This is a genomic window from Streptomyces anulatus (genome assembly GCF_014650675.1).
Classification (GTDB): domain Bacteria; phylum Actinomycetota; class Actinomycetes; order Streptomycetales; family Streptomycetaceae; genus Streptomyces; species Streptomyces anulatus.
In genome coordinates this window covers 540,871-566,970 of the sequence record NZ_BMVK01000003.1, presented here as the reverse complement: position 1 = coordinate 566,970, position 26,100 = coordinate 540,871, and the positions used below count along the sequence as shown (strand labels likewise).

General features: G+C 72.6%; 21 protein-coding genes. 11 read left to right on the top strand and 10 right to left on the bottom strand.

All coding sequences use genetic code 11. The features are described 5' to 3' along the window. Nucleotides 1-202: 202 nt before the first annotated feature. Nucleotides 203-418 (bottom strand): hypothetical protein, encoded by a 216-nt coding sequence (locus IE272_RS10990; protein ID WP_050359951.1) that lies wholly within the window; start codon nucleotides 416-418, stop codon nucleotides 203-205. 225 nt (nucleotides 419-643) lie between these two features. Between IE272_RS10990 and IE272_RS10985 the strand changes: the two genes are divergently transcribed. The 5 genes from IE272_RS10985 (at nucleotide 644) to IE272_RS10965 (ending at nucleotide 6,430) form a co-directional block, all read left to right on the top strand. After that, nucleotides 644-1,156 (top strand): MarR family winged helix-turn-helix transcriptional regulator, encoded by a 513-nt coding sequence (locus IE272_RS10985; protein ID WP_050360036.1) that lies wholly within the window; start codon nucleotides 644-646, stop codon nucleotides 1,154-1,156. 127 nt (nucleotides 1,157-1,283) lie between these two features. After that, on the top strand, nucleotides 1,284-3,740 hold the full coding sequence (locus IE272_RS10980; RefSeq protein WP_459542086.1) for an MFS transporter: 2,457 nt from the start codon (nucleotides 1,284-1,286) through the stop codon (nucleotides 3,738-3,740). A gap of 302 nt (nucleotides 3,741-4,042) precedes the next feature. Further along, complete coding sequence (locus IE272_RS10975; protein ID WP_056702291.1) at nucleotides 4,043-4,861, top strand: YceI family protein; 819 nt, start codon at nucleotides 4,043-4,045, stop codon at nucleotides 4,859-4,861. Nucleotides 4,862-4,887: 26 nt separating this feature from the next. Next, nucleotides 4,888-5,358 (top strand): PPOX class F420-dependent oxidoreductase, encoded by a 471-nt coding sequence (locus IE272_RS10970; protein ID WP_057664259.1) that lies wholly within the window; start codon nucleotides 4,888-4,890, stop codon nucleotides 5,356-5,358. A gap of 88 nt (nucleotides 5,359-5,446) precedes the next feature. Continuing rightward, nucleotides 5,447-6,430 (top strand): NAD(P)-dependent oxidoreductase, encoded by a 984-nt coding sequence (locus tag IE272_RS10965; protein ID WP_073958533.1) that lies wholly within the window; start codon nucleotides 5,447-5,449, stop codon nucleotides 6,428-6,430. Nucleotides 6,431-6,542: 112 nt separating this feature from the next. Here the strand turns inward: IE272_RS10965 and IE272_RS10960 are convergent, their stop codons facing one another. Next, on the bottom strand, nucleotides 6,543-7,373 hold the full coding sequence (locus IE272_RS10960; RefSeq protein ID WP_229897265.1) for a TetR/AcrR family transcriptional regulator: 831 nt from the start codon (nucleotides 7,371-7,373) through the stop codon (nucleotides 6,543-6,545). 129 nt (nucleotides 7,374-7,502) lie between these two features. After that, entirely contained in the window at nucleotides 7,503-9,083 is a 1,581-nt protein-coding gene (locus IE272_RS10955) for a DHA2 family efflux MFS transporter permease subunit (RefSeq protein WP_050359948.1), read from the bottom strand. A 246-nt stretch (nucleotides 9,084-9,329) separates the two neighbouring features. On the opposite strand from IE272_RS10955, the gene IE272_RS10950 reads away from it, so the two are divergent. Both IE272_RS10950 and IE272_RS10945 read left to right on the top strand, forming a co-directional pair. Beyond that, nucleotides 9,330-10,214, top strand: coding sequence for an endonuclease/exonuclease/phosphatase family protein (locus IE272_RS10950; RefSeq protein WP_098891001.1), 885 nt, complete (start codon nucleotides 9,330-9,332; stop codon nucleotides 10,212-10,214). Between the two features lie 466 nt (nucleotides 10,215-10,680). Further along, nucleotides 10,681-11,844, top strand: coding sequence for a serine hydrolase domain-containing protein (locus tag IE272_RS10945; protein ID WP_190006739.1), 1,164 nt, complete (start codon nucleotides 10,681-10,683; stop codon nucleotides 11,842-11,844). Between the two features lie 24 nt (nucleotides 11,845-11,868). Here the strand turns inward: IE272_RS10945 and IE272_RS10940 are convergent, their stop codons facing one another. The 7 genes from IE272_RS10940 to IE272_RS10910 all read right to left on the bottom strand — a co-directional run bounded on the left by IE272_RS10940 (nucleotide 11,869) and on the right by IE272_RS10910 (nucleotide 22,423). Beyond that, nucleotides 11,869-14,082: an ArnT family glycosyltransferase gene (locus tag IE272_RS10940; protein WP_190006738.1), complete on the bottom strand. Its 2,214-nt coding sequence runs from the start codon at nucleotides 14,080-14,082 to the stop codon at nucleotides 11,869-11,871. Further along, on the bottom strand, nucleotides 14,079-15,461 hold the full coding sequence (locus IE272_RS10935) for a bifunctional glycosyltransferase family 2/GtrA family protein (RefSeq protein ID WP_190006737.1): 1,383 nt from the start codon (nucleotides 15,459-15,461) through the stop codon (nucleotides 14,079-14,081). The genes IE272_RS10940 and IE272_RS10935 overlap by 4 nt, the downstream gene beginning before the upstream one ends. 25 nt (nucleotides 15,462-15,486) lie before the next feature. Further along, entirely contained in the window at nucleotides 15,487-17,175 is a 1,689-nt protein-coding gene (locus IE272_RS10930) for a sensor histidine kinase (protein WP_190006799.1), read from the bottom strand. A gap of 16 nt (nucleotides 17,176-17,191) precedes the next feature. Further along, nucleotides 17,192-17,938, bottom strand: a complete 747-nt coding sequence (locus IE272_RS10925; protein WP_032789847.1) for a response regulator transcription factor — start codon at nucleotides 17,936-17,938, stop codon at nucleotides 17,192-17,194. 75 nt (nucleotides 17,939-18,013) lie between these two features. Beyond that, a complete protein-coding gene (locus IE272_RS10920) occupies nucleotides 18,014-18,898 on the bottom strand; it encodes an amidohydrolase family protein (protein ID WP_190006736.1) in 885 nt (294 codons plus the stop codon). Between the two features lie 23 nt (nucleotides 18,899-18,921). Next, a complete protein-coding gene (locus tag IE272_RS10915) occupies nucleotides 18,922-19,908 on the bottom strand; it encodes a DUF2797 domain-containing protein (RefSeq protein WP_190006735.1) in 987 nt (328 codons plus the stop codon). A gap of 55 nt (nucleotides 19,909-19,963) precedes the next feature. Next, on the bottom strand, nucleotides 19,964-22,423 hold the full coding sequence (locus IE272_RS10910) for a helix-turn-helix domain-containing protein (protein WP_229897279.1): 2,460 nt from the start codon (nucleotides 22,421-22,423) through the stop codon (nucleotides 19,964-19,966). Between the two features lie 174 nt (nucleotides 22,424-22,597). On the opposite strand from IE272_RS10910, the gene IE272_RS10905 reads away from it, so the two are divergent. The 4 genes from IE272_RS10905 (at nucleotide 22,598) to sigJ (ending at nucleotide 26,042) form a co-directional block, all read left to right on the top strand. Next, nucleotides 22,598-22,825, top strand: a complete 228-nt coding sequence (locus tag IE272_RS10905) for a hypothetical protein (RefSeq protein WP_007446230.1) — start codon at nucleotides 22,598-22,600, stop codon at nucleotides 22,823-22,825. A gap of 73 nt (nucleotides 22,826-22,898) precedes the next feature. After that, nucleotides 22,899-23,822: a hypothetical protein gene (locus IE272_RS10900; protein WP_229897264.1), complete on the top strand. Its 924-nt coding sequence runs from the start codon at nucleotides 22,899-22,901 to the stop codon at nucleotides 23,820-23,822. A 46-nt stretch (nucleotides 23,823-23,868) separates the two neighbouring features. Further along, nucleotides 23,869-24,993, top strand: a complete 1,125-nt coding sequence (locus IE272_RS10895) for an alpha/beta hydrolase (RefSeq protein WP_190006733.1) — start codon at nucleotides 23,869-23,871, stop codon at nucleotides 24,991-24,993. Nucleotides 24,994-25,097: 104 nt separating this feature from the next. Next, nucleotides 25,098-26,042: an RNA polymerase sigma factor SigJ gene (sigJ, locus tag IE272_RS10890; RefSeq protein WP_190006732.1), complete on the top strand. Its 945-nt coding sequence runs from the start codon at nucleotides 25,098-25,100 to the stop codon at nucleotides 26,040-26,042. Nucleotides 26,043-26,100: the final 58 nt, after the last annotated feature.

The following is a 26,100-nucleotide window of genomic DNA, read 5'->3' as shown; positions in this document are numbered from 1 at the left end:
GGATCGTACGGTCGTGCTGTGGTGTCGTGCAGCGCCGTCGCGGACCTGCCCCCCTGTGCCTGCGCGGGGCCGTTTCCCCCGTGCGAGCGTGAGCCGGTCGCTGCGAGCGCGAGCCGGTCCCGTCCCGTACGAGCCTGAGCCGGTCCCGTACGAGCGTGAGCCGGTCCCGTACGAGCGTGAGCCGGTCCTGTACGGGTGCGGGTCAGCCCAGTGCGAGCCAGGCCACCGCACCGAGGACGACGACGACCGCGACCACCGCCGCGATCACCCCGGCCTTCGGCCCGGAAGAGGTCGCCGCGGGCTGCTGCCGGCGCTGCGGCTCGCCCTCGTCGACGAAGGCGCGGAACATCTGCGTGCTGCCCGCCGGGTCAGGGGTGCCCTCGGGGCCCGGCTGAGGGGCGTGGGGGTTGTGTGCCATGGGGCAGGACCCTAGCGAACTCGGGCCCACGGCCCAACCCCCGGGGCCACCCGGCACCCCGTCCGACCTGCGTCGGCGCAGCCGGGGAACGGGCTTGACCCGGACCCTACGGAGGCTTTTGCGTTCCTTTACTTCTGCAAGGCCGTTTTCGTTTGCCTGTAGCAACCAACGGCTTCTATCGTTGCCCTAAGCAACAACATGGTCGTGAGTGTGCTGGGGGTTCCCGTGGCCGCACGGAGTAGTTACGAGGAACTGGCACGGCAGCTCAGCGCCGTCGGGGCCGTCAAGAGGGGGCTCGCCCGCGCGCTGCCCCCCGAGTGTCCCGCGGGATCCGCCGCCGTACTGACCCTTCTGGACCGGCACGGCGAGATGCGGATCAGCCGGCTCGCCGAGCTGCTGTCCGTGGACATGTCGGTGACCAGTCGCCACGTGGCTCATGTGGCCGATCACGGCTGGATCGAACGGTGTTCGGACCCGGCGGACAAGCGGTCCCGCATCCTGCGGCTGACCCCCGGCGGGCACGAGCAGCTCGACGAACTGACCCGGCGGACCACCGAAGTGTTCGCCCACAACCTTGAGGACTGGTCCGACGACGACGTCGGCCGGCTCATCGCGCTGCTGTCCCGGCTGCGCGACAGCTTCGCCTGTCGCGGATCCGGCGGCTGCGCCCCCGGACGTCACACCGGCGAGTGCAGGACCCGCCTCGGCAACGAGGCTCACACCCGTACACCTGTGTAACAGAAGCAAATACGCACGGATAAGGAACTCAATGGCTACGACCACACCCACCGGTGTGCGGGGCGGCCACGCCAAGCACGGAGGGCACGGGGGCGCCACCGCCTCCGGCGCCTCCGACGGCACGCCGATGACACACCGGCAGATCATGGAGGCGCTGACCGGGCTGCTGCTCGGCATGTTCGTCGCGATCCTGTCGTCGACGGTCGTCTCCAACGCCCTGCCCGAGATCATCTCCGACCTCGGCGGCGGCCAGAGCGCCTACACCTGGGTCGTGACGGCCTCGCTGCTGGCCATGACCGCCACCACCCCGCTCTGGGGCAAGCTCTCGGACCTCTTCAGCAAGAAGCTGCTGGTCCAGATAGCCCTGATCATCTACGTCCTGGGCTCGGTCGTCGCCGGTCTGTCGACCAGCAGCGGCATGCTCATCGCCTGCCGGGTCGTCCAGGGCATCGGCGTCGGCGGTCTCTCCGCCCTCGCGCAGATCGTCATGGCCGCGATGATCGCCCCGCGCGAGCGCGGCCGCTACAGCGGCTACCTGGGCGCGGTCTTCGCCGTCGCCACCGTCGGCGGTCCGCTGCTCGGCGGCGTCATCACCGACACCAGCTGGATGGGCTGGCGCTGGTGCTTCTACGTGGGCGTGCCGTTCGCGATCATCGCGCTGATCGTGCTCCAGAAGACCCTCAAGCTCCCGGTCGTCAAGCGCGAGGGCGTCAAGGTCGACTGGACCGGCGCGTTCTTCATCAGCGCCGCCGTCTCCCTGCTGCTGGTCTGGGTGACCTTCGCGGGCGACAAGTACGACTGGCTCTCGTGGCAGAGTGGCGTGATGGTCGCGGGCTCGGTCCTGCTCGGCCTGATCTTCGTCTTCACCGAGTCGCGGGCCGCCGAGCCGATCATCCCGCTGCGCCTCTTCCGCAACCGCACCATCACGCTGGCCTCGATCGCCTCGCTGTTCGTCGGCATCGCGATGTTCGCGGGCACCGTCTTCTTCAGCCAGTACTTCCAGCTGGCGCGCGGCAAGTCGCCGACGATGTCCGGCGTGATGACCATCCCGATGATCGCGGGGCTCTTCCTCTCCTCGACCATTTCCGGCCAGGTCATCACCAAGACCGGGCGCTGGAAGGCGTGGCTGGTCAGCGGCGGCTTCCTGGTCACGGCCGGGCTCGGGATGCTCGGCACGATCCGGTACGACACCGAGTACTGGCACGTCGCCGTCTACATGTTCGTCATGGGTCTCGGCATCGGCATGATGATGCAGAACCTGGTCCTCGCCACGCAGAACCAGGTCGCTCCCGAGGACCTCGGTTCCGCGAGTTCCGTCGTCACCTTCTTCCGCTCCCTCGGCGGCGCGATCGGCGTCTCGGCGCTCGGCGCGGTCCTGGGCAACCGGGTCACCCACTACGTCAAGGAAGGCATCGCCGACCTCGGCCCGGAGGGTGCGGCGTTCGGCCACGGCGGTACCGGCGGCGGGGGCATCCCCGACCTGGACAAGCTGCCCGAGCCCCTGCGCCTGGTCATGGAGGCCGCGTACGGGCACGGCGTCGGAGACGTCTTCCTGTACGCCGCTCCGGCCGCGCTCGTCGCCTTCGTCGTGACGCTCTTCATCAAGGAGGTCGCGTTGAAGAGCAGCGTGACGACCGATGCCCCCGCCGAGGCATCGGCCGCCGACGGGACGGCCGAGGTCCCCGTGCCCGCCGTCGTCGGCGCGGCCGGGCTCGCCTCCGAGGGCGCGGCCGGGGTCACCTCGGTCGACACGGCCGAGGCCCCCGCCGACGCACCCGCTCCCGTCCCCGCCCCGTACGACACCGTCGACGGCGTCCGGGGCACCCCGGTGCACGGTGTGGTGCGCGGTGCGGAGGGCGCTCCGGTCGCCCGCGCCGCCGTCACCCTGATCTCACTGGGCGGCCGGCAGCTCGGGCGCTCCGTGGCCCGGCCCGACGGCGGCTACACCCTGGACGCCCCCGGCTCCGGCAGCTACGTGCTGATCGCCTCCGCCGACGGCTTCCAGCCGCAGGCGTCCACGGTGGTCGTCGGCGAGGAGCCGCTGGCCTTCGACATCCTGTTGTCCGGTACGAGCGGACTGGCCGGAACGGTCAAGGCCGCCGAGTCCGGCGCCCCCGTCGACGGCGCGATGGTCGTCGTGACCGACGTCCGGGGCGACGTGCTGGCCACCGGCGCGTCCGGGCCGGCCGGTGAGTTCGCCTTCGGCGAGCTGATCCCGGGCTCCGTGACCGTCGCGGTCAACGCGGCCGGCTTCCGTCCGCTGGCGCTGCCGGTGGAGATCGGCGGCCAGGGCGTCACCCGGGTCGAGGCCGCGCTGCGGTCCGGTGCGCTGGTCCGGGGCGTCGTGCGGGCCGGGTCCGCCCGGAGCCCGCTGGCCGACGCGCGGGTCACGCTGATCGACGCGGCGGGCAACGTGGTCGCCACCGCGACGACCGGCGAGGACGGGGCGTACGCCTTCACCGATTTGGACGCGGGCGAGTACGCGGTCATCGCGACCGGCTACCCGCCGGTGGCCGGATCGCTGACCGTGAGCGGCCCGGGAGTCGACGGGCACGACATCGAACTCGCCCACCCGGGCGAGTGATCGACCCCTCGGGACCGACCCTTCGGGACCGGCCCCTCGGGGCCGATTCCTCGGGACTGATCCCTTCGGTACGGGCGCGCGTGCACCCATAAGGATGCGCGCGAGCACGTGAAGGGATCGCGAAGACCCCTGGTCGGACGGCACTTCCAGCGGAGAGGCTGTCGCGACCGGGTGGAAATGGGCCCCGGTGGCGGGTACGGCGAGCAGGGGACGGCCTGCCGTGACCGCCCCGGGGCCCGACTCATGCGGCCCGGTTCCTTTCGGGCCGGCCGCGGGTCATCGAGCTAGGAGAGAGATACGGGATGGGACTTCGCGCACAGGTACGGACGCGGGACGGCTGGGCGGTCCAGCACGCCGTCGTCACCGTCACCGACATGACCGGCGCCCAGGTGCTGCGCGCCGCGGCCGACGAGGACGGGGCCGTCCGCACGGACGGCTCCCTGGCGGCCGGCGCGTACACGGTGATCGTCACGGCGGTCGGGTACGCGCCCGCCGCCTCCACCGCTCTCGTCACCGCGAGCGGCCGGATCGAGGGCGGCCAGATCGTGCTGGCCCGCCAGGGCGGGGTGGAGCTGCCGCCGCCGGGCGTCTGGTCGCTGGACCCCGCGCACTCCTCGGTCGGCGCGGTCGCCCAGCACCTGGGGATCTCCAGCGTGCACGGCCGCTTCACCGACTTCGGCGGCCGCATCGAGATCGCCGAGGACGTCTCCCGCTCCCGGGTCGACGCGGTGATCAGGGCGGCCGGCATCGACACCGGCAACGAGATGCGGGACAAGCATCTGCGCTCGCCCGACTTCCTGGACGTGGACCGGTACCCGGAGATCGCCTACAGCTCCACCTCGCTGGACCCGGCAGGACCCGACCGCTGGACCGTGCACGGCGAGCTGACCATGCACGGCGTCTCGCGCCCCGTCGACCTGGACCTCAGCTACCTCGGCACCGGGCCCGACCCGTGGGGCGGGGTGCGGGCGGCCTTCCACGCCACCGCCGAACTGCGCCGCGCCGACTTCGCGATGAACTACAACCAGGTCGTCCAGGCGGGCATCTCCGCGATCGGCACGACCCTGCGCGTGGAGCTGGACATCCAGGCGGTCCAGGGCGAGGCGCTGCCCGGGCAGTGACCGGACCCGGTCGTAGGGTGGTGGGCATGGCACCGAACATCGCGACCAACACCGCCGTGGAACTCGACGAGTTGCTGGCGTTCGTACGCCCCCGGCACCGGGCGGTCCTGCTCACCGTCCGGTCCGACGGCCGCCCCCAGGGCTCCCCGCTGACCTGCGGCGTGGACGACTCGGGGCGGATCGTCATGTCGACGTACCCCGAACGAGCCAAGACCCGCAACGCGCGGCGCGACGAGCGGGTCAGCGTGATCGTGCTGTCGGACGAGTGGGACGGGCCGTGGGTGCAGGTCGACGGTTCGGCGGAGGTCATCGACACCCCGGACTCGGTCGAACCGCTCGTCGAGTACTTCCGGAACATCTCGGGCGAGCACCCGGACTGGGACGAGTACCGGGCCGCGATGGTGAAGCAGGGCAAGTCGATCATCCGGGTCACCCCGGAGCGCTGGGGTCCCGTCGCCACCGGCGGCTTCCCGGCCCACCTCGCACCGGGGAGCTGACCGCGCGATGACCGGAGAGACCGGGAACACCGAGCCCGTTCCGCCCATATCCGTCCCGGGACAGCCCTACTCGACCCTCGGCTGCGGGCTGCCCTTCCCGACCCCGCTGCCCGCGCCCGACGCCCTCGCGAAGGCCCGGCTGCTGGTCGCGCCCTCGCTCGACGGCGGCCTGGTACGGGAGCTGGAGCGGATCACCGGGCGGGGCGCGGAGCCGCTGGAGGACGTCCCGCCGCCGTCCGACGCGCCCCTGCTGTGCGTGGGCGAGACGCTGCCCGACGCGCTGCGGACGAGCCGTCTGCTCTGGTTCCACAGCGTCAACGCGGGGACGGACCCGCTGTTCGCCGGGGGTCCCTGGCCCGGCTCGGCGCTCCTGACCCGGACCGTGGGACGGATGGGCGAGCGGATGGCCCAGTACGTCCTGGCCTGGATCCTCGCCGAGTGCCAGTCCGTGCCGGAGTTCACCGAGCGGCACGCCCGCGCGCACTGGGAGCGCCTCCCCTCGGAGCTCGTCACCGGGCAGACCGCGCTGATCTACGGGACCGGCCGCATCGGCGCGGCCGTCGGGCGGCTGCTGGGGGCCTGCGGGGTGCGCACCGTGGGCGTCGCCCGCACGACGCGCTTCGGGCCCGCGCCGGGCGTCGCCCGGGTGGTGCCGGGCTTCGACCGCGTGATCGGGGCCGCCGAGGACACCGAGGTACTGGGCGGGGCCCGCTGGGTGATCTCCACGCTGCCGCTGACCGGGGCCACCGAGGGCTTCTTCGGGGAGGCCCGGTTCGCGGCGGTGCGCGGGGCGACGTTCGTCAACGTGGGGCGGGGCGCGACCGTGGACATGGGGGCGTTGGAGACCGCGCTGCGGGACGGCCGGGTGCGGCGGGCGGTGCTGGACGTGCTGCCGGAGGAACCGGCCGCGCCCGACGCCCCGGTGTGGAAGCTGCCCCGTACGGTCATCACCTCGCACTCCTCGGGGATCACCACCGACGAGGACGTCTCCGTCGACTTCGCCGCCTGCTGGGAGGCCGTGACGGCGGGCCGCCGGCCCGAGCTGACGGTGGACGCGGGGCGCGGGTACTGAAGCCGGTGCGCGGGCATCGAAGCCGGTTCGAGGCTGACGACCGCGGCACGCGGCTGATGAACTCGAACGCGGTACGCGGTACGCGGCTGATGAACGCGAACGCGGTTCGCGGCTACCGGGCGGGCGAGCCCGTCCGGTCGCGCACCGCCTCGATGCCCGCGACCAGCAGGTCCAGCGCGAAGACGAAGTCCCGTTCGCGCATTTCCTCGACCGTCTTCCCGCCCCGCGCCGCCATCAGGTCGTCCGACGCCTCCACGATCTGCCGCATGTGCGGCTGCGCCCTGATCGTGCCCATCGCCTGCTGGAAGTACTCGTCCTGGGACAGTCCGGTCGCGTCGCACCGCGCCTTGAAGTGACCCTCGACGGTGCCGAATCCGTACACGAACTGGAAGACCGCCGACAGCGCGCCCGTCTGCCGTTCCAGGGACAGCCCGGTGGCCCGTACGACGTCCTGGACGGCGTACGAGAACAGCATCGAGTTCGGCCCGATGTTGAGGAAGGTCCCGGCCAGCGGGGAGACCCAGATGTGGCGGACGAGGAGTTCGCGGTAGCTGCGGGCCAGATCCCGCAGCCGGTCCCGCCAGTCGGCGTCCTCGCGGGGCGGGGCGATCTCGGCGTAGACCGAGTCGAGCGCCAGTTCCAGGAGGTCGTCCTTGGTGTCGACGTACCAGTAGAGGGACATCGCGGTGACGTCCAGCTCGGCGGCGAGCCGGCGCATCGAGAACTTGGCGAGGCCGTCGGCGTCCAGCAGCCGCACCGACGCCTCGGTGATCCGGTTGCGGTCCAGGCCCGCCGGGGACTCGGACCTGCGGGAGCGTGAGGGGGTCTGCCGGTCCAGCCACACGCTGGTCCGCGCGGGGTTGTTCGGACGGTCGGCCCCGGCCCCGGCCCCGGAATCCGGCTCGGGCTCGGACACGGACTCGCGGTCGGACTCGGACACCATGGCGCACTCTCCTCGTCTTGCGCGGACCTCTCCGCCGATCGGTCCTGCCGGAAGGGCGGGACCGAGCCGTCCTGCCGGAAGGACGGCGTACCGGACGCTGACGGTCCGGTATGCGCGTCCGCTCCGATGCTATGCCGCCGGTCCCGTCGAGTCTGCCCGGTCCCCGGCCTTCGCGGTCTCGGCCACCGGCTCCTTCGCGGCCACGGCCGGACGCGCCTCCGCACGCTCGGCCCGGCGCAGCAGGAACGCGGCGAGCAGTCCGCCCGCCAGCACCGCGACCGCGCCCGCCAGTTGGCTGACCTCCAGGCCCGAGGCGAAGGCCTCCTTGATCTCCTCCCGGGCGGCGGGCCCGTCGGCGGCGGCCAGGGCCGCGGGCAGCGAGGCGGCGCCGACGGCGGCCGGCACCAGGGCGGCGAAGCGGGCGTTCAGCACCGCGCCGAGCACCGCGACCCCCAGCCCGTTGCCGAACTCCGCGAGCATGCCGTTGACCCCCGCGCCCACTCCGGCCTTCTCCGGCGGGATCGCGCTCATGATGGCGTTGGCCATCGCGGGCATCGCGAAGGCGACACCCACGCCCATCACGACCAGGCCGAACAGCATGCCGCCGTACCCGCCGTCGCCCCCACCGAGCACCGCGATCGCGGCGAGACCGGCGGCCAGGCAGCTCATCCCCGCCGCGATGACGACGGGCGTGCCGAACTTCTGGACCATGCGCGCGCCGAGGCCCGCGAGGTTGAGGACGACCACGGTGAGCGCCATCGGCGCGGTCCGCAGACCCGCCTCCAACGGCCCGTAACCGAGGACGAACTGAAGATGCTGGGTGAGCAGGAAGAGCGAGCCGGTCATCCCGAAGGCGACCAGGATCGCCCCCGCCACCGCACCGACGAACTTCTGGTTCCGGAAGAAGTGCATGTCGAGCATCGGGTGCGGAATGCGCAGCTCCCACAGCACGAACCCGGCCAGCACCGCGACCCCGACAAATGCCGTCAGCAGCACCTGGCCGGACGCCCAGCCGTGCTCGGGCCCGGAGATGATCGCGAAGACGACGGCGGTCATGCCGATCGTGGAGAGCAGCGCCCCCAGCAGGTCGGGGCGCTCCCCCTGGCCGTTCTTCGACTCCGGTACGAGCCGGGCGACGGCGACCAGGGCGATCAGGGCGACCGGGATGTTGATCAGGAAGATCGCGCCCCACCAGAAGTGGTCGAGGACGAACCCGCCGAACAGCGGTCCCGCCGCGAAGCCGAGGGAGGCGACGGTCGACCAGATCCCGATCGCCTTGACCCGCTCGGTCTCGTCGAAGATCTGGACCACGACGGCGAGCGTGGTGGTGAGCAGCAGCGCGCCGCCGACACCCATCCCGGCGCGGGCCGCGATGAGCTGACCCGAGGACTGGGAGAGCCCGGCCACGAGCGAGCCGACGCCGAACAGGGCGAGGCCCACGATCAGCATCTTCTTGCGCCCGTAGCGGTCGGCGGAGCTGCCGGCGGTGAGCAGCAGACCTGCCTGGACGAGTGAGTAGGCGTTGATCATCCACTGCACGTCGGAGGTGGAGGCGTCCAGCTCCGCGGTGAGGGAGGGGATCGCGACGTTGAGGACGGTGTTGTCGAGCAGCACCGTGAGCTGGGCCAGGCAGATGACGCCGAGGATCAGCCAGCGCTGCGGATGCCCCTGGGGGGCGAGGTCTGGTCGCTGTGCGGCGGGCGCCGTCATGCGGACTCCTTGGGCTCCGGGGGGTCCGGTGCGGTGACAGCTCGCTCCGGAGGGCCGTACGGCATTCGGCACTGTACGGCGTAGAGGACTTCGTTGATATACAGCGTAAGACAGGTCCTGTACAACGTACAAGTCGATTTCCGTGCCCCCGGACCCGCCGCGCCGGTGGGACCTCGCGGCGGCCGGGCGGTACGGTTCTCGACGCTGACCTGACAAAGTGCGCGATTTTCGGCCGGTTGGAGAGCCATGTCGCTGCGTCGCCGTACCTCTCGTATCCCTCAACTTCTGTTCGCCGCATCCCTCTTGGGTGCCCTCGTCGCGCCGCCCGCCGCCGCCACGACGGCCCGCCCCCCTTCCGGCGGGGACCTGCCGCTGCGGGTCGCCACGTACAACATCCACGCCGGGGCGGGGGTGGACGGCGTCTTCGACCTGGACCGTCAGACCGCCGAACTCCGTGCGCTGGACGCCGATGTGATCGGCCTTCAGGAAGTCGACCGGCACTGGGGCGACCGCAGCGAGTGGCGGGATCTCGCCGGAGAGCTGGCGCGGCGGCTGCGCATGCACGTCTCCTTCGCGCCGATCTACAGCCTGGACCCGGACCGACCGGGCGGCCCCCGGGCGGAGTACGGGGTCGCCGTGCTGTCGCGCCACCGGATCGTGGGCGCCGAGAACCACGAGATCACGCGGCTCTCCACCCAGGACCCCAACCCGGTCCCGGCCCCCGCCCCGGGGTTCGGGGAGGTCGTCGTACGGGTGCGGGGCCTGCCCGTACACGTGTACGTGACCCACCTCGACTACCGCCCGGACCCCGCCGTACGCGTCGCCCAGGTCGCCGACACCCGGCGGATCATGGCCGAGGACCGGGGCCCGCGGATCCTGCTCGGCGACTTCAACGCGGAGCCCGACGCCCCCGAACTGTCCCCGCTGTGGCGGGAGCTGGCGGACGCCGACCCGGGAGCGCCCACCTTCCCGGCGCAGGACCCGGTCAAGCGGATCGACTTCGTGGCGGTGTCGAAGGGCGGGCCGGGCACCGGGATCACGGTGCGGAAGGCGTGGGTGCCGGAGACCGTCGCCTCCGACCACCTGCCGGTGGTGGCGGACCTGCTGGTACGGCGAGGGAAGGGGCGATGAACCCACCGACGGGGGCCGGGGCGGGGGCCGGGGCGATGAACCCCGGGCCGCACCGATGAGGCCGCCGCCGAGCGGCGGGGCCCGCGAAGGTGAGCGGGGCCGATAATTCCGGAGCCGGGACGGACGATTCCGGGGCGGGGCCGACGATTCCGGAGCCGGGACCGATGACTCCGGATCCGGGACGGATAATTCCGGTGCGGAGCAGATGAGTTCGGATCCGGGTCGGATGATTCCGGTGCGGAGCCGATGAGTCCGTAGCCGAGTCGGATGAGTCCCGGGCGGAACCGATGAGTCCGGGGCGGTCCGGGAGTCTCCATTTTCGGCCCGAATGCTTCCTTTTACGGTCGGCGCGCGTCCTCCTGTCCGAGGGCCGCGCACGGCCCACCACCCGCGGTCGGACGCTGCGGGACACCTCCCGGGGCGCAGGCCTCCGACAGCACACGCGGTAGCGGACGAAGGACGACCCATGACCACCACCCCCCTGCACGAACTGCTGGACGCCCACATCGCCAAGGGGTCGATGCCGGGCGCGGTGGCCCTGGTCTCCCGGGGCGGACGGACCGAGGTGGCGTCGGCCGGCACGGCCGGCCTCGCCGGGTCCGCGCCGATGCGACGGGACTCGCTCTTCCGGATCGCCTCGATCACCAAGCCGATCGTGGCGGCGGCCGCCATGACGCTCGTCGAGGACGGCCTGATCGCCCCCGCCGACCCGGTCGCGGCCTGGCTGCCCGAGCTGGCCTCGCCGCTGGTCGTACGGACCCCGCGGAGCCCGGTCGACGACGTGGTGTCGGCGGTCCGCCCGATCACCCTGCTGGACCTGCTGACCTTCCGGGCCGGATACGGCTTCCCGTCCGACTTCTCGCTCCCGGCCGTCGCCCCGCTGTTCGCCGAGCTGAAACAGGGCCCGCCGCAGCCGCAGGCCGTCCTCGCGCCGGACGCCTGGATGGCCGCGCTGTCCCGTATCCCGTTGCTGCACCAGCCGGGCGACGGCTGGCTCTACAACACGTGCTCCGACATCCTCGGCGTCCTCGTCGCCCGGGTCGCCGACCGCCCGCTGCCCGCGTATCTGGCGGAGCGGCTGTTCGAGCCCCTCGGCATGACGGACACCGGGTTCGCCGTGCAGCCCGCCGCGCTGGACCGGTTCACGAGCTCCTACCGGGCCGGGGCGGACAGCGGCGACGATCCGGTGCTGGTGGACGCCCCGGACGGGCAGTGGAGCAGCCCGCCCGCCTTCCCTTCCGGCGCGGGCGGCCTGGTCTCGACCGTCGACGACTGGGCCGCCTTCGGCCGGATGCTGCTCGCCGGAGGGTTGAGCGACGACGGCCGCCGGGTGCTGGACGCCGGGTCGGTCCGCCAGATGGTCACCGACCACCTGACCCCCGAGCAGCGTGCGGCGAGCGGGCTGTTCACGGAGGGCCAGGGCTGGGGGTTCGGCGGTGCGGTGGACGTCGAGATCGCGGCCCCCTGGAACGTCCTCGGCCGCTACGGCTGGGTCGGCGGCACCGGCACCACGGCGCACATCGTCCCGTCCACGGGCGCCGTCGCCGTGCTGCTCACCCAGATGGAGATGTCCGGGCCCGCCGCACCGCAGGTGATGCGGGACTTCTGGACGTACGCGGCCGGGTTCTGAGCCCGGCCGCGTACGCGCCCGCGGTCAACCGGCCGGCTGTGTCAGGTCGTAGAACGTGGCGCTGCCGACGGTGACCTCGGTGAAGTTCTCCGTCACCCAGGAGGAGATCTGCGACGAGGTACCGGAGTCGCCTCCCATACCGCCGCCGCCACCTTCCCTACCGCCACCCGTTCCGCCGCCCATGCCGCCGCCCGAGACGAAGTAGTGGATCTTCCCCTCCGCGACGTACTTCTTGAACTGCGCGAGCGTCGGTGACGGGTCGCTCCCGTTGAAGCCGCCGATCGCCATCACCGGTTCTCCGGTCGCGAGTTGGTAGCTGGCCGCGTTCTGCGCACCGACGGCCGCGGCGACCCAGGTGTAGTCGTCCGCGCCCTTCTCCAGCAGCGCCTTCGCCTCGGCGTCGACGGACGCGCCGTTGAGCAGTCCGCCCATGCCGCCACCGCCGCCGCCCCTCATGCCCTCGCCGGAGCCCGGGTTCGTACCGGCGCCGGTGCCCGTGCCCGCACCGCCGGGTGCGGTGCCTCCCGGTGCGGTGCCTCCCGGTGCGGTGCCTCCCGGTGCGGTGGGCATGCCGCCCGGCGCATTGCCCTGCTGGTTCCCCTGCTGATTCCCCTGGCCCTGACCCGGAGGTGTGCCCCGGCCCTGGCCGGGAGGCTGCTGCATACCGCCGCGCTGCCCGCCGTCACCGCCACCGAGCCCGCCGGGTCCGCCCCGGCCACCCCCGCCCCCGGGACCGCCCATGCCGAAGCCGGCCGAAGGACCGGCGGTCACGATCGAGCCCTGGTGACCGCTGTTCAGGGTGGACACGGTGTACGCCGCCGGCCCCGCCAGCGACGCCGCGCAGCTCAGCCCCACCACGGCGGCCGCCAGGCCCCGTCCGCCGAACCGGCCCGCCACCAGCAGCCCGAGCGCACCGACGAGCCCCGCCGCCAGTACCGTCCACCGCAGCCACGGCAGGTAGTCCGGGGTGCGGCCCAGCAGGACGTACGCCAAGACCACCGTCACGACGACCGTGCCCGCGAGGACCGCGCGCGGCCACCACGCGCCCCGCTCCTCCCACAGCACCGTGACGCCCATGGCGACGAGCGCCGCGACGTACGGGGCGAGGGCCACCGTGTAGTACTGGTGGAAGATCCCGGCCATGAAGCTGAACACGGCCGCGGTCATGATCAGCGCACCGCCCCAGGCGACGAACGCGGCCCGCGCGGAGTCGGTCCGCGCCGCCTTCCTGGTCAGCCAGAGCCCGGCCGCCAGCAGGATCAGCGCGGCGGGGAGCAGCCATGCGATCTGGCCGCCGATCTCGGAGTTGAACATCCGGCCGATGCCGGTATCGCCCCAGCCACCGCCGCCTCCGCCCCCGCGGCCGCCGCCGCCCACGCTTCCGGTCTCCTCGCCGTTGATCCGGCCGAGCCCGTTGTAGCCGAAGGTCAGCTCCAGGAAGGAGTTGTTCTGCGAGCCGCCGACGTACGGGCGCGAGGAGGCCGGCATCAGCTCCACGATCGCGACCCACCAGCCACCTGCCACGACCATCGTCAGTGTGGACACGGCGAGTTGGCCGAGCCGCTTCCGTACGGGAACGGGGGCGCACACCGCGTACAGCACCGCCAGCGGCGGCAGGATCAGGAATGCCTGGAGGGTCTTCGTCAGGAACGCGAACCCGACCGCCGCGCCCGCCCACAGCAGCCACGTCGTCCGCCCCTGCTCCAGGGCCCGCAGCACGCACCAGACGGTGACCGTCATCAGCAGGGCCAGCAGCGCGTCCGGGTTGTTGAAGCGGAACATCAGCGCCGCGACCGGCGTCAGCGCGAACACGCCCACCGCGATCAGCCCGGCGACCGGCCCGAAACGACGGCGTACGGCGGTGTTCAGCACGGCCCCCGTGGCGAGCGCCATCAGGACCTGGGGGGCCAGGATCGCCCAGGAGTTCAGCCCGAACAGCCGCACCGACAGGGCCATCGGCCAGAGCGCGGCGGGCGGCTTGTCGACGGTGATGGCGTTCGCCGAGTCCAGCGAGCCGAAGAAGAGGGCCTTCCAGCTCTGGCTGCCCGCCTGGACGGCGGCGGAGTAGAAGGAGTTGGCGTAACCGGAGGCACTGAGGTTCCAGAAGTACGCGAGCCCGACGGCCAGCAGCAGCCCGTACAGCGCGGGTCGCGCCCAGCGGGGGCCGGGACCGGGTTCCGACGGCCGGGGCGGCGGCGCCGGAACCGGGATCGGGGGGACGGCGGCGGTCGTGGTCATCGGGCATCCTCGGATTCGTTGCGGACCGGGAGGGCGGCTGTCGCGGGCAACGGCGCCTCCACCTCGTCCCGTTCGGTGGTGCGGCGCTCCGGGAAGACCCAGGCGCGCAGGAGCAGGAAGCGCAGCACGGTGGCCGCGAGGTTGGCGGTGATCAGTACGGCCAGCTCCGTGCCGTGCGAGGGCGCACCGGAGGCCGCCCCCAGCGCGGCGAGCGAGCCGCTGGTCAGCGCGAGGCCGATGGCGAAGACCACGAGCCCCTGCGCCTGGTGGCGGACCGCCCCGCCCCGGCCGCGCACACCGAAGGTGAGACGGCGGTTGGCGGCCGTGTTGGCGACGGCGGAGACGAGCAGCGCGCCGCCGTTGGCGATCTGCGGGCCGACGCCGAGCCGGAAGAGGGAGTACAGGGCGAGGTAGAACAACGTCGACAGCACGCCCACGAAGCAGAACCCGACGAGCTGGCGGGCCAGTCCGCGCGGTACCCCGGTCAGCGCCCGGTCGCGCGGATCGTCCCCGAAGGGCCGGGCCAGCCGGTCCAGCGGCAGCGCGCCGACGGCCAGCGCGCGCCCCACCCGCCACACCCCTTTCAGGTCCTCGGTGGCCGTCCGCACGATGTGGACGGTCGAGTCGGGGTCGTCGATCCAGTCGACGGGCACCTCGTGGATGCGCAGCCCGGCCCGCTCGGCGAGGACCAGCAGCTCGGTGTCGAAGAACCAGCCGCTGTCCTCCACCATCGGCAGCAGCCGCTCGGCGACCTCACGCCGGATCGCCTTGAACCCGCACTGGGCGTCGCTGAACCCGGCGGCCAGCGAGGAGCGCAGGATCAGGTTGTAGGCGCGCGAGATGAACTCCCGCTTCGGCCCGCGCACCACCCGCGAACTCCGCGCCAGCCGCGAGCCGATGGCCAGGTCGGAGTGGCCGGAGATCAGCGGGGCGACCAGCGGGAGGAGGGCGTTGAGGTCGGTGGAGAGGTCGACGTCCATATAGGCGAGGACGGGTGCGTCGGACGCCGACCAGACCGTGCGCAGCGCCCGCCCCCGGCCCTTCTCCTCCAGCCTCACGTACCGCACCCCGGGCAGCTCCGCGGCGAGCGCGGCGGCGACAGCGGGGGTGGAGTCGGTGCTGGCGTTGTCGGCGACGGTGATGCGGAAGGGGTACGGGAAGGTCCGCGCGAGATGGCCGTTCAGGCGCACGACGCAGGGGCGGAGGTCCTTCTCCTCGTTGTACACGGGGATGACGACATCGAGCACGGGGACATCGGCGGCGGTGGCCGAGTCACGGGCCGGAAGGTGCTCCCTGACCGGCAGGCGGGCGCTGTGCCTGCCGTCCCTGCTGCTGCGGCCGGTCGCACCGGGGCCGCTCCGGAGGCTGTCGGTTGTCATGCTCCGACGTTCGCCAACCGCGCTGTCACACCGGTGTGCTGAGCCTGTCCCTGCCCTGTGAGTCCGCGCGGCGCGCTTCATCCGCTCCCGCCGAGTCCGCACGGAGCGCTTCATCCGCTCCCGCCGACCCCGCGTGGCGCGCTTCATCCGCTCCCGCCGACCCCGCGTGGCGCGCTTCATCCGCTTCCGCCGGCAGCTCGATCACGAACACCGTGCGGCCCGGCTCCGAGTCCACCCGTACGCTCCCGCCGTGCGCGGAGACGACGGCCTGCACGATGGCCAGTCCGAGCCCGGTGGATCCGGTCGCCGTACCCGTACCGGCCCCGCGCGAGCGGGAGGCGTCACCCCGGGCGAACCGTTCGAAGACATGCGGCAGCAGCTCCGCCGGGATGCCGGGCCCGTCGTCCCGCACCTCCAGCGCGACCCGCCCCCCGGCGCGCACGGGCGGCCGTACGGACACGGTGACGGTGGTCCCCGGCGGGGTGTGGGTGCGGGCGTTGGCCAGCAGGTTGACCAGCACCTGCTGGAACCGGTCGGGATCGGCGCGTACGGTCACGGGCTCCGCGGGCAGCTCCAGCCGCCAGCGGTGCCGGGCGTCCTGGCCCGGCGCCCCCTGGTCCGCCGCCCGCGCGTCGCTGATCGCGTCCACGACCAGCGGCAGCAGATCGGTGCTCCCGTACGAGAGCGGACGCCCGGAGTCCAGCCGGGCGAGCAGCAGCAGATCCTCCACCAGGCCCGTCATCCGGTCCGCCTCGGACTCGATCCGGCCCAGCGCGTGCCGGGTGACCGGATCGGGCTCCGGCGCCTCCCGGCTTCCGGTGGCGCGCCGGGTCAGCTCGGCGTAGCCCCGGATCGAGGCCAGCGGGGTGCGCAGCTCGTGGCTGGCGTCCGCGACGAACTGCCGGACCCGCGTCTCGCTCTCCTGGCGGGCCGTGAGGGCCGAACCGACGTGCCCGAGCATCCGGTTGAGCGCCGCGCCCACCTGCCCGACCTCGGTGCGCGGGTCGGCCTCGGCGTCCGGGACCCGCTCCAGGAGGGCCACCTCGCCGCTGTGCAGAGGGAGTTCGGAGACCCGGGTGGCCGTGGCGGCGACCCGGCGCAACGGCCGCAGGGCGACCCCGACGAGGACGGTGCCCGCGATCGAGGCGGCGAGGAGCCCGGCGGCGGTGACGCAGACCTCGACGACGATCAGGGTGGTCAGCGCCCCGCTCACCTCGGCACTGGGGATCCCGACGAGGACGGTGTACCCCTCGATGGTGGTCGCGGCCTCCACCCGGTAGCCGCCGAGCCCCGGAAGATCGACGCTCCGGGCCCCCTCACCGGTGCCCGGAGCGGCCTCCTCCAGGGCGCTCCGCTGCTCCCCGGTCAGCGGCTTCGCGCTCTCCTGGGCGCGCAGCCCGCTGTCCTCGACGACCTTCGACGCGGTGACGTCCCCGTCCTCGCCGAGGAGCGCCCCGAACGTGCCGAGCGGCTGCCCGCCCCCGCCGACGAAGCCGAGCGGGCCCGCCGCGCGCAGCGCCTGGGGCAGCGGACCCGGCCCGGGCGGGCGCTGGGCCCGCTCGGCGACGGAGTGCAGCTGGTCGTCGAGCTTGCCGTACATGTAGCTGTGGAAGGCGATGGCGGTGACGGACCCGATGACGGCCGCGACGACCGCGATGAGCGAGACGGCGGACACGACGAGCCGGGTCCGCAGCGTCCAGGGCCGCCGCAGCACCCCCACGCCCCCTCGCCTACTCACCGGGCTTGATCAGATACCCCGCGCCGCGCCGGGTGTGGATCATCGGCGTGCGCCCGGCGTCGATCTTCTTGCGGAGGTAGGAGATGTAGAGCTCGACGACGTTGGCCTGGCCGCCGAAGTCGTAGTTCCAGACCCGGTCGAGGATCTGCGCCTTGCTGAGGACCCGGCGCGGATTGCGCATCAGGAAGCGCAGCAGCTCGAACTCGGTGGCCGTGACGTGGATCGCGTCCCCGCCCCGGCTCACCTCGTGGCTGTCCTCGTCGAGCACCAGGTCCCCGACGACGAGCGTGGACTCGCCGCGCCCGGCGGCGACGGCCGAGCCCGAGCGGCGGATGAGCCCGCGCAGCCGGGCCACGACCTCCTCCAGGCTGAAGGGCTTGGTCACGTAGTCGTCGCCACCGGCGGTGAGCCCGGCGATCCGGTCCTCGACGGAGTCCCGGGCGGTCAGGAAGAGGACCGGCACATCGTCGTACTCGCGGCGCAGCCGGCCCAGCACGGACAGCCCGTCCATGTCCGGGAGCATCACGTCCAGGACCACCGCGTCCGGACGGAAGTCCCGCGCGGCACGGACGGCCCCGGCCCCGTCCCCGGCGCTGCGCACCTCCCACCCCTCGTACCGCAGGGCCATCGAGAGCAGCTCGGTGAGCGGAGCCTCGTCGTCCACGACCAGGACCCTCACGGGGGTACGGTCCGGCCTGAGCAGTTCGGTACGCCCCTGGGGCGAGGTCGTCGTCGTCATGGGGACCACTCTGTGAGTCACCCGTGAGAGAAGCCTGACCCGTTCCTGTGAATTTCCTGAGAAACGGCGAGGGTTCTAGGAGTCCTGAGCGGGGAACAACGCGGCGGCGTTCCCGTGACAGACCGCCCGCAACCACTCCTCCCCCAGCCCGAGCCGCTCCAGCGCATGGAGCTGATGGACGTACGGGTAGGGGATGTTCGGGAAGTCGGTCCCCAGCAGGATGCGGTCCCCGAGGTCGGCGAGCCGCCCCAGCTCCGCCGCCGGGAAGGGGCTGAACCCCTCGCTGAAGTCGGTGAACGCCATCGTCGTGTCGAGCCTGACCTCCGGATACGCCTCCGCCAGCGCCAGGAACTCCGCGTACTCCGGCATCCCCATGTGCGCGACGACCAGCCGCAGCCGGGGATGGCGCGCGAGCAGCCGCCCGATCGGCTCGGGCCCGGTGTACGCACCCGGCGCCGGCCCCGACCCGCAGTGCGTGACCACCGGGATCCCGGCCTCCGCGAGCAGCCCCCACACGGGGTCCAGGAGCGGGTCGTTGGCGTCGCACGCGCCGACCTGGAGGTGCGACTTGAAGACCCGGGCCCCCGCCTCGACGGCCTCCTTCACGTACACCTCCACGCCGTCCTCCGGGAAGAGGGTCGCGGTGTGCAGACAGTCGGGGGTCCGGGCGGCGAAGTCGGCGGCCCAGCCGTTCAGCCAGCGGGCCATGCCGGGCTTGTGCGGGTAGAGCATGGAGGTGAAGCGCAGCACCCCGAACGACCGCAGCACCGCCAGCCGCGCCTCCTCCTCGTACCGGTAGGTGATCGGCCACTCCAGGCCGGTGAGCGGCCCGGCGGCGTCGAAGTACGCCCACACCTTGCGCAGGACCTGCTCCGGCATGAAGTGGGTGTGCACGTCGATGATCCCGGGCAGCCCGAGCCGCTCCCAGAACCGCACCACGTCATCGCTCTCCGGCCCCACGGACGCTCTCCCTCGATCGACGGTCAGAACAACCCACCCTGCACACCGCCGCCGCCGATGTCGATGAGGGGGACACGCATTTCGCCGCCGGACGCGCCGGACGCGTCGGGCGTGGCCTTCACGGATGCGGACGCGTCGGGGCTTGCCTTCGCGGACGCTGCCGCGTCGGATCCGGCCCCCGCGCGTACGGGCACGTCCGGTACGGCCGCGAGGTCCCACCCGGTGATCAGCCGCGTGTCCAGGACGACCACGCCCACGCCGTCCACCGCCAGGTGCAGATCGGGTCCGGCCGCCGCGACGAGCCGCCCCGAGACGACGCCCCCGTCGACCAGCTCCCGCACCGACCGGACGGGAGCGGGCGTCCGGTCGATCCCGAAAAGCTCCGCCTGGTCGACGACTTCGAGAGGCAGCCGCTCCAACGACTCGGGCCCGCCGCCCCCTTCGAGCCGCGCGACCCGCCCGTACAGCTCCGCCACCTCGGCGGCCCGCTCCTCGGCCCCCGGCAGCCGCCCGCGCACGGCCCGCTTCCTGGCGTACGCAATCCGGTCGGGCACCCCGAGGGCCGCCCGCAGCACCTCCTCGGTCCGCCGGGCCGCCATGAGGGGCCCGCGCCCGAGCCAGCTGAAGACCACGGCCCCCTGCTCCCGCAGCCGGGCCGCCCCGCGATCCTCCCCGGTGATCCCGACCTTGACCATGCCGGGCCCGAACCAGGCGAGGTACACGCGGTACGTCCGGGGATCGTCCGCCATCGTGTCGGCGGCCACCGAGTGCGCCCGGTCCAGCCGCGCGCACTCCGCGCACCGCCCGCCGGTGGAGCGCCCCGGCACCACCGCGCCCAGCGGGCACACGTTCCCCCGGGCCCCCACGCAGTGCCGCTCCCCGAGGGCCCGGAACCCGATGCCGGCCCCGTACGCGAGCACGCTCACCCGCCGGTCACCGCCCCTGCTCCACCCCAGTTCGGGCGCCTGCCCGGGCCACCGCACCCCGTCGCACCACCACCCACCGGACACCCCGGACCCCGCTCACCTCGGCACCAGATCTACCGGTCGGACCGGCCCGGCGATGCTAGCGGGGCGGCATGGGGAACGTGGCCGGCGTGTAGTTGCCCTGCCTCCGGCGGTACGTGTGCCCGAGGTGGTGCTGGAGTCGGACGTGGCGGAACTGGTAGACGGCCCCGGAGCGGCGCAGCACACCCCGCCGGTAGGCGTCGTCGAGGAAGTCCTCCGGGCTCCAGGGCAGCTTCCCGGTGAGCGGCAGCAGGAGCCGCGAGAAGATCAGCCACTGGCCCCAGGCGGTGAAGCAGAGGGCGTACGAGAGGCCACCGCCGAGCCCGCCCACGGCCCCGATGACGAGTCCTTCCGGCAGCTTCCAGCTCAGCGGCCCGAGAACGCCCGCGAGCAGACGGACGACGAGGCCGCCGCCGAGCGCGATGGCCAGGGTGAGCACGGGCACGATGACGAGGACCTGCCGGTACACGGTCGCCCGGTTCGCGGACAGCAGACCGGCCGGAGTGGCCGCGGACCCGACGTCCAGGGGCGTTTCGAGCGCGGCCAGGAGCCCGAAGACCAGACCGGCGGCCGAGCTGAAGATCAGCCCGAGGACCAGCATGTTGATGAGCAGGGCCTCGACCAGCGCGGGGTCGGTGAGCGAACGCCCCTCGTACAGGGCCCGTTGGAGGGCGAACGCGCACGCGCACCCGATCCCCATCACGAACCCGCCCGGCACGACGGCCGCGAACCGGTCGGTGAACGTGCGCACCGGTCTGCGGCCGATGCCGTCGGTCCTGCCGCGCAGCCGAAGGCGCACCTGGCTCGGGGCGAAGGAGCCGCCGCCGAACGCGGCCATCACCGCGTAGAAGCACCCGAAGGCGAGGCCGCCGACCGGGCCGACCACGGCTCCCTGCACCAGTGCCTCGCCGGGGGTGATCGGGGCGACGAGCAGGACGACGGCCCAGTCGGACACAGTGACGCAGAGCGCGGAGACCAGGGCGACGGTCAGGACACGCGTCGAACGGGGCAGCGATTCGCCGATCTGCCACCAGGCGAGGTCGTGCCGGTCGCGGTCGAGCCGGACCAGATGATGGGCGAGGTGACCCAGCCAGTGCCGGGCACGGTCGGGGTCCCAGTTGCGCCGCCGGTCCCGGTCCCTCCGGTCCTGTCGCCGGTCCCGGTCCGGGTCCCCCGTCGCGGCCCGCTCGGCGACGCGGGGCCGGTAGACCGTGGGCACGAAGCCCGCCAGCAGATGGTCCTCCAGGGAACTCGCGGTGGGGAACCGTCCGGCGTCCAGCAGTTCCGCGGGGTCCCGGCCGGGGGCCTCGCTGTACATCGTGCGGGCCAGGGCGATCATCAAAGGGGTGCTCAGCACCTCGGCGAGACGTCCGCCCGCCGGGTCGTTCCCGCTCCGCAGCACCTCCAGAACGCTGTCCCACAGCGCCTCGCCGCCCTCGCCGCCGTCCCCTCCGGGCGCCCGTCCGCCCTGGGCGGCCGGGCGGGTGGTCCTCGACAGGTAGGCCGAGAGGTCGTCGGGGGTGAGACCGGCGAGTTCGATCCCGGCGGCCCAGACCAGCGGCGCACGGGCCGCGCTCACCGCCTCGGCGTACTCCCCGGCCCTGCTGGTCAGCACGAGCGGCAACGACGTCGCGTTCAGCGCTTCGAGCGCCTCCTGCCGCAGCCCCTCGGCGATCTCGTCGAACCCGTCCAGGACGGGAAGGATGAGCCCGGCGTCGACCAGCGCGGCGGCCAGGGTGGAGCCACCGGGGGTCCGGCGGGCGAGATGCGGGTAGTCGCGCAGGAGGAGATCGACGAGCCAGTCCCGTAACGCGACGGCCGTCGCGTCCCAGGCTCCGACGCCGAAGATCACCGGAACCCGGCGGGAGCGGTCCGGACCGCTCCCGCCGAGCAGATCCAGGACGAGCCGGATCGCCATGATGGACTTGCCCGAACCGGCCCGGCCGAGAATCACCAGCCGCCCGGACGGAATCCCCCGGTAGGCCTCGGCCACGCTCCGCAGATCACCCGCCGGTTCCATGGGCTCCGGCCGGACGCCCGGTGGAAGGCGCTGGATGTTCTCCGCGTGGTCGGTCAGCCGGGCGGGCGCCCTGTTCCAGCGCACCGGCAACGGGAACGGGTCGTGGACCCGGCGTTGTTCCTCTTCCTTCTGCCAACGGCGCCCGACCTCCCGCGCCAATTCGGCGGCCGCACCGGCAAGCACACGATCGACTTCGGATTCGGGTTCTGGTTCGGATTCGGGATCTGGTTCGGGTTCTGGTTCGAAAGGTCCGCTCGAATCACCATTCACCTTTCCCTGTAAAGGAATAGGCGAGGGGTGCGCCGGTGCGAGTACGGCCGCAAGCTGCCGACGGTCCTCGGCTCCGAGATCGAGGGCATCGGCCAGGAGGTTCACCGTGCCCAGCCGGTGATCGGCGGCCTTTCCCGTCTCCAGCCGGCGGATGGTGCGCACGCTCACCCCGGACCGCTCCGCCATCTGTTCCTGCGTCAGTCCCGCCTGGGTGCGCAAGCGGCGCACCAATATGCCGAGCCGATCCGTCACTTCGGTCCCCCGCCTAGCCCGCCCGGACGGCGGCGAGTCTAGCGCGGTGACCGGACCGGCCACAGATGGCCGGTGCCCTGGCCTGTCCGCCGAGCTGCGGAAACGCGATCGTCGGCGGAGCAGCGGAAGAACGACGGGTGAGGAACCGGCATGGCCTATCGCTACTGGTGCGGCGAATGCACCGCAAAGACGCCCTGGCTCGACGAGTCCCGGGCCGAGCAGCAGCAGATCGATCACTACACCCGGAAACACCCCGGAATTCCTCCCGGCGGCCATGTGGAAGTCCATCGCGGAAATCCGCAGGGAGGTCTGGGCTGCCTGCCGTTCCTGGGCATCACCATCGTGCTGCTGGTCATCGCGGCCTCGTGCCGCCGATAGCCGAAACCCACCGGAACCCGAACCCACCGACCGACCGAGAGGAACACCCATGTACCGACGACGAAATCAGCGAATGGAACGGACGGAGCGGACGGAGCGGACGGAGCGAAGGGAACGGACGGAGCGGATACAACGAATACCCGGACTGCTAGCAGGAGTCCTGGGGTTCCTCCTGGTCCTGACGGGCATCACGGCCTCCACCGCCGCTGCCGCCACCGCGCCCGGCGCCGGCGCGGAGAAGCGCGTGTTCAACGGCATGCAGATCATCTTCCGGACGGACACGCCCAACGCCTTCTGCACGATCGGCGCGGTCGGCACCGACGCGTACCAGCGGAAGATCGCCATCTCCGCGGGGCACTGCGTGAACGGCAAGGAGTACGCCGACCGTGACATCCCCGAGAACATCCAGCCCGTCTACGACCGGAACGACATCGCCTCCGGTCCGATCGGGCACCTGCGCTACTTCAAGGACCCCGAGGGCTCGATGGTGGGGCACGCCACCAAGGACTACATGATCATCGAGCTGGAGCAGACGGTGGTCCTCTCCTCGCAGGGTCCGCACCTGAAGCAGACGGGCGTGCTGGAGGTCCCCGGCGGGCAGCCCAGCCCCAACGCCCTCAGCCCGGCGCCGAACAGCGAACGCCTGCTCGGCGCGGCCCTGTTCAACAACAACGAACTGGTGGTCTCGGGCCAGCTCGGCGTCAACTACGGCCGCGTCACCAACGCCGCCCAGGGCATCTACCAGTCCTGGGCCCCGCACAAGGGCGGCGATTCGGGAGGCCCGGCGATCTGGCACGTACCCGGCAGCGCCTACCCCTCGTCCGCGAACGGCTTCCAGGCCGCCGGACCCTGGGCCGGCATCACCAAGGCCATCGCCCTGGGAGTGCCGCCGTACGTCTACACCAGCTCCGCGAACATCCTCGCCGACCTGCGCGCCCGGAACGCCGCACAGCCCGGTGTCTACGGCGCGGGTTTCCAGGTCACCACCAACCCGTAGCCGGCCCGCGAGCAACCGCCCCGTCCGATCGAAGGAGAACCGCCTCATGAACCCCTTGATATCCGGTGTACGAGCCCTCGCCGGGTTGCGCGCCGGAGCCGCGGCCGCGGCCGCGGCGACCGTGGCGATGACGATGCTGACCGCGTTCGCCGCAGCGCCGACAGCGCGGGCCGACGCCCCCGCGATCCCCGACTTCACCGACAGCCACGGCCTGACCCGGGTCGTCGACGCCACGGAGGTGCGCTCGGAGACCGACTTCACCCTCACCGTGACCACCCCGCAGGTGTCCGGCCCCCACAAGATCCGCGTCTTCCTCCCCGAGGGCTACGCGGCGGACCCCGGCAAGCGGTGGCCCGTGACGTACTTCCTGCACGGCGGGGGCGGCACCGTCGACGACGCCGCCGCGGTCCCCGCACTGCGCTCGGACAAGATGATCACCGTCGTGCCGGACGGTGGGCTGAAGGGCTGGTACGCCGACTGGGTCATGCAGAACACCGCGGTGGGCGCGGCCAACTGGCAGACCTTCCACCTCGAACAGGTCGTCCCCTTCATCGACGCCAACCTCCGCACCCTGCCCGGCAAGGACCACCGGGCGGTCGTCGGCCTGTCGATGGGCGGTTACGGAGCGCTCCGCTACGCCGAGGCCCGCCCCGACCTGTTCGGCCACACGGCCGCGCTTTCCGGCGGCATCGACTTCGGCATGCCGACGATCCGCGCCGCCGTCGTCGCCACGGAACTGAACCTCACCGGCGCGTGGTGCGCGGTGAGCACCTCGACCCCGTCGGGCACCGGCGCCTGCACGGGCTACGGGCCCTACGTCGACAGCGACGCCGTCTTCGGCTCCCCGTACCCGGTCTTCGGCGCGGACCGCGTCTGGAACGCGGTCAACCCGGCCGCCTCGGCCAACCTCGCCCGGCTGCGGGGCGCGAAGGTCACGCTCTACACCGGTGACCAGGGGCTGATCGACTCCGTCACCGCGGTCGCCACCAGGACGGTCAAGTCCCGGCTGGACCAGCTCGGCCTGCCCGCCCGCGTGGTCGACTACGGCAACGGCTCCTCGCTGTCGCCCACGTGCGACGGCGGCCACAACTACGGCTGCTGGGCCCCCGCGTTCGCCGACTACATCCCGCGGCTGGAGGCCGACTTCGCCGCGGCGGACGCACCCGCCTAACCGGCCCGCACACACCACCACCCGCGCGCCCCGCCGCTCCTCCGAGGAGACGGCGGGGCGCACCCGTTGCACCGTCGCGCGCCGCTCCCCTTAGGATCCGATCCATGGTGCTGACCGGGAACCAGATCGACCTGTTCGAGGCTTCCATGCCCCGTCTGAAGGCCATCGCCTACCGCCTCCTCGGCTCCGCGAGCGATGCCGAGGACGCCGTTCAGGACACGTTCCTGCGCTGGCAGTCCGCCGACGTCGACCGCATCGAGGTCCCCGAGGCCTGGCTGACGAAGGTCCTCACCAACCTCTGCCTCAACCAGCTCACCTCGGCCCGCGCCCGGCGCGAGACCTATGTGGGCCAGTGGCTGCCCGAACCGCTGCTCGCCGGGGACCCGATGCTCGGCCCGGCCGACACCGTCGAACAGCGCGAGTCGGTCTCGTTCGCCGTACTCGCCCTCATGGAGCGCCTGTCCCCCAACGAGCGGGTGGTGTACGTGCTGCGGGAGGCCTTCGGCTACCCGCACCGGAGGATCGCGGAGATCCTCGACATCACCGAGGCCTCCGGTCAGCAGATCTTCCACCGCGCCAAGAAGCACATCGCGGACGGCAGGACCCGTACGGAGATCGACGAGGCCGCCGCCCGGCGGATCGTCGACGAGTTCCTCACGGCCGCCACCAGCGGCCGGACCGAACCGCTCGTCCGGCTGCTCACCGCGGACGCCGTCGCGATCGGCGACGGCGGCGGAAAGGTACCGGCCCGCACCAGGCCGTTCGAGGGGGCCGTGGCCGTCGCGAAGTTCATGCGGAGCCTGTTCACCCCCAACCAGGCCGCTCGCAACCTCCTCGGTGGCACCGCGGAGATCCACGTCTCGTACGCCAACGGGCTGCCCGCGCTCGTGGTCACCGTCGACGGCCGGGTCATCGGCGTCATGTGCCTGGAGATCACGGCGGACGGTATCGCCGCGTTCCGTAACCAGGCCAACCCCGACAAGCTCGAACGAGCGACGCGGCTGTGGGCGGCGACGGACCACGGAGAACCGGTCCTCCGCATCAACTGATCCCCTGTGCCGCGCGTCACATCGCCCACCTGTCAGGAATCGACGGGCTGTCCGGTTC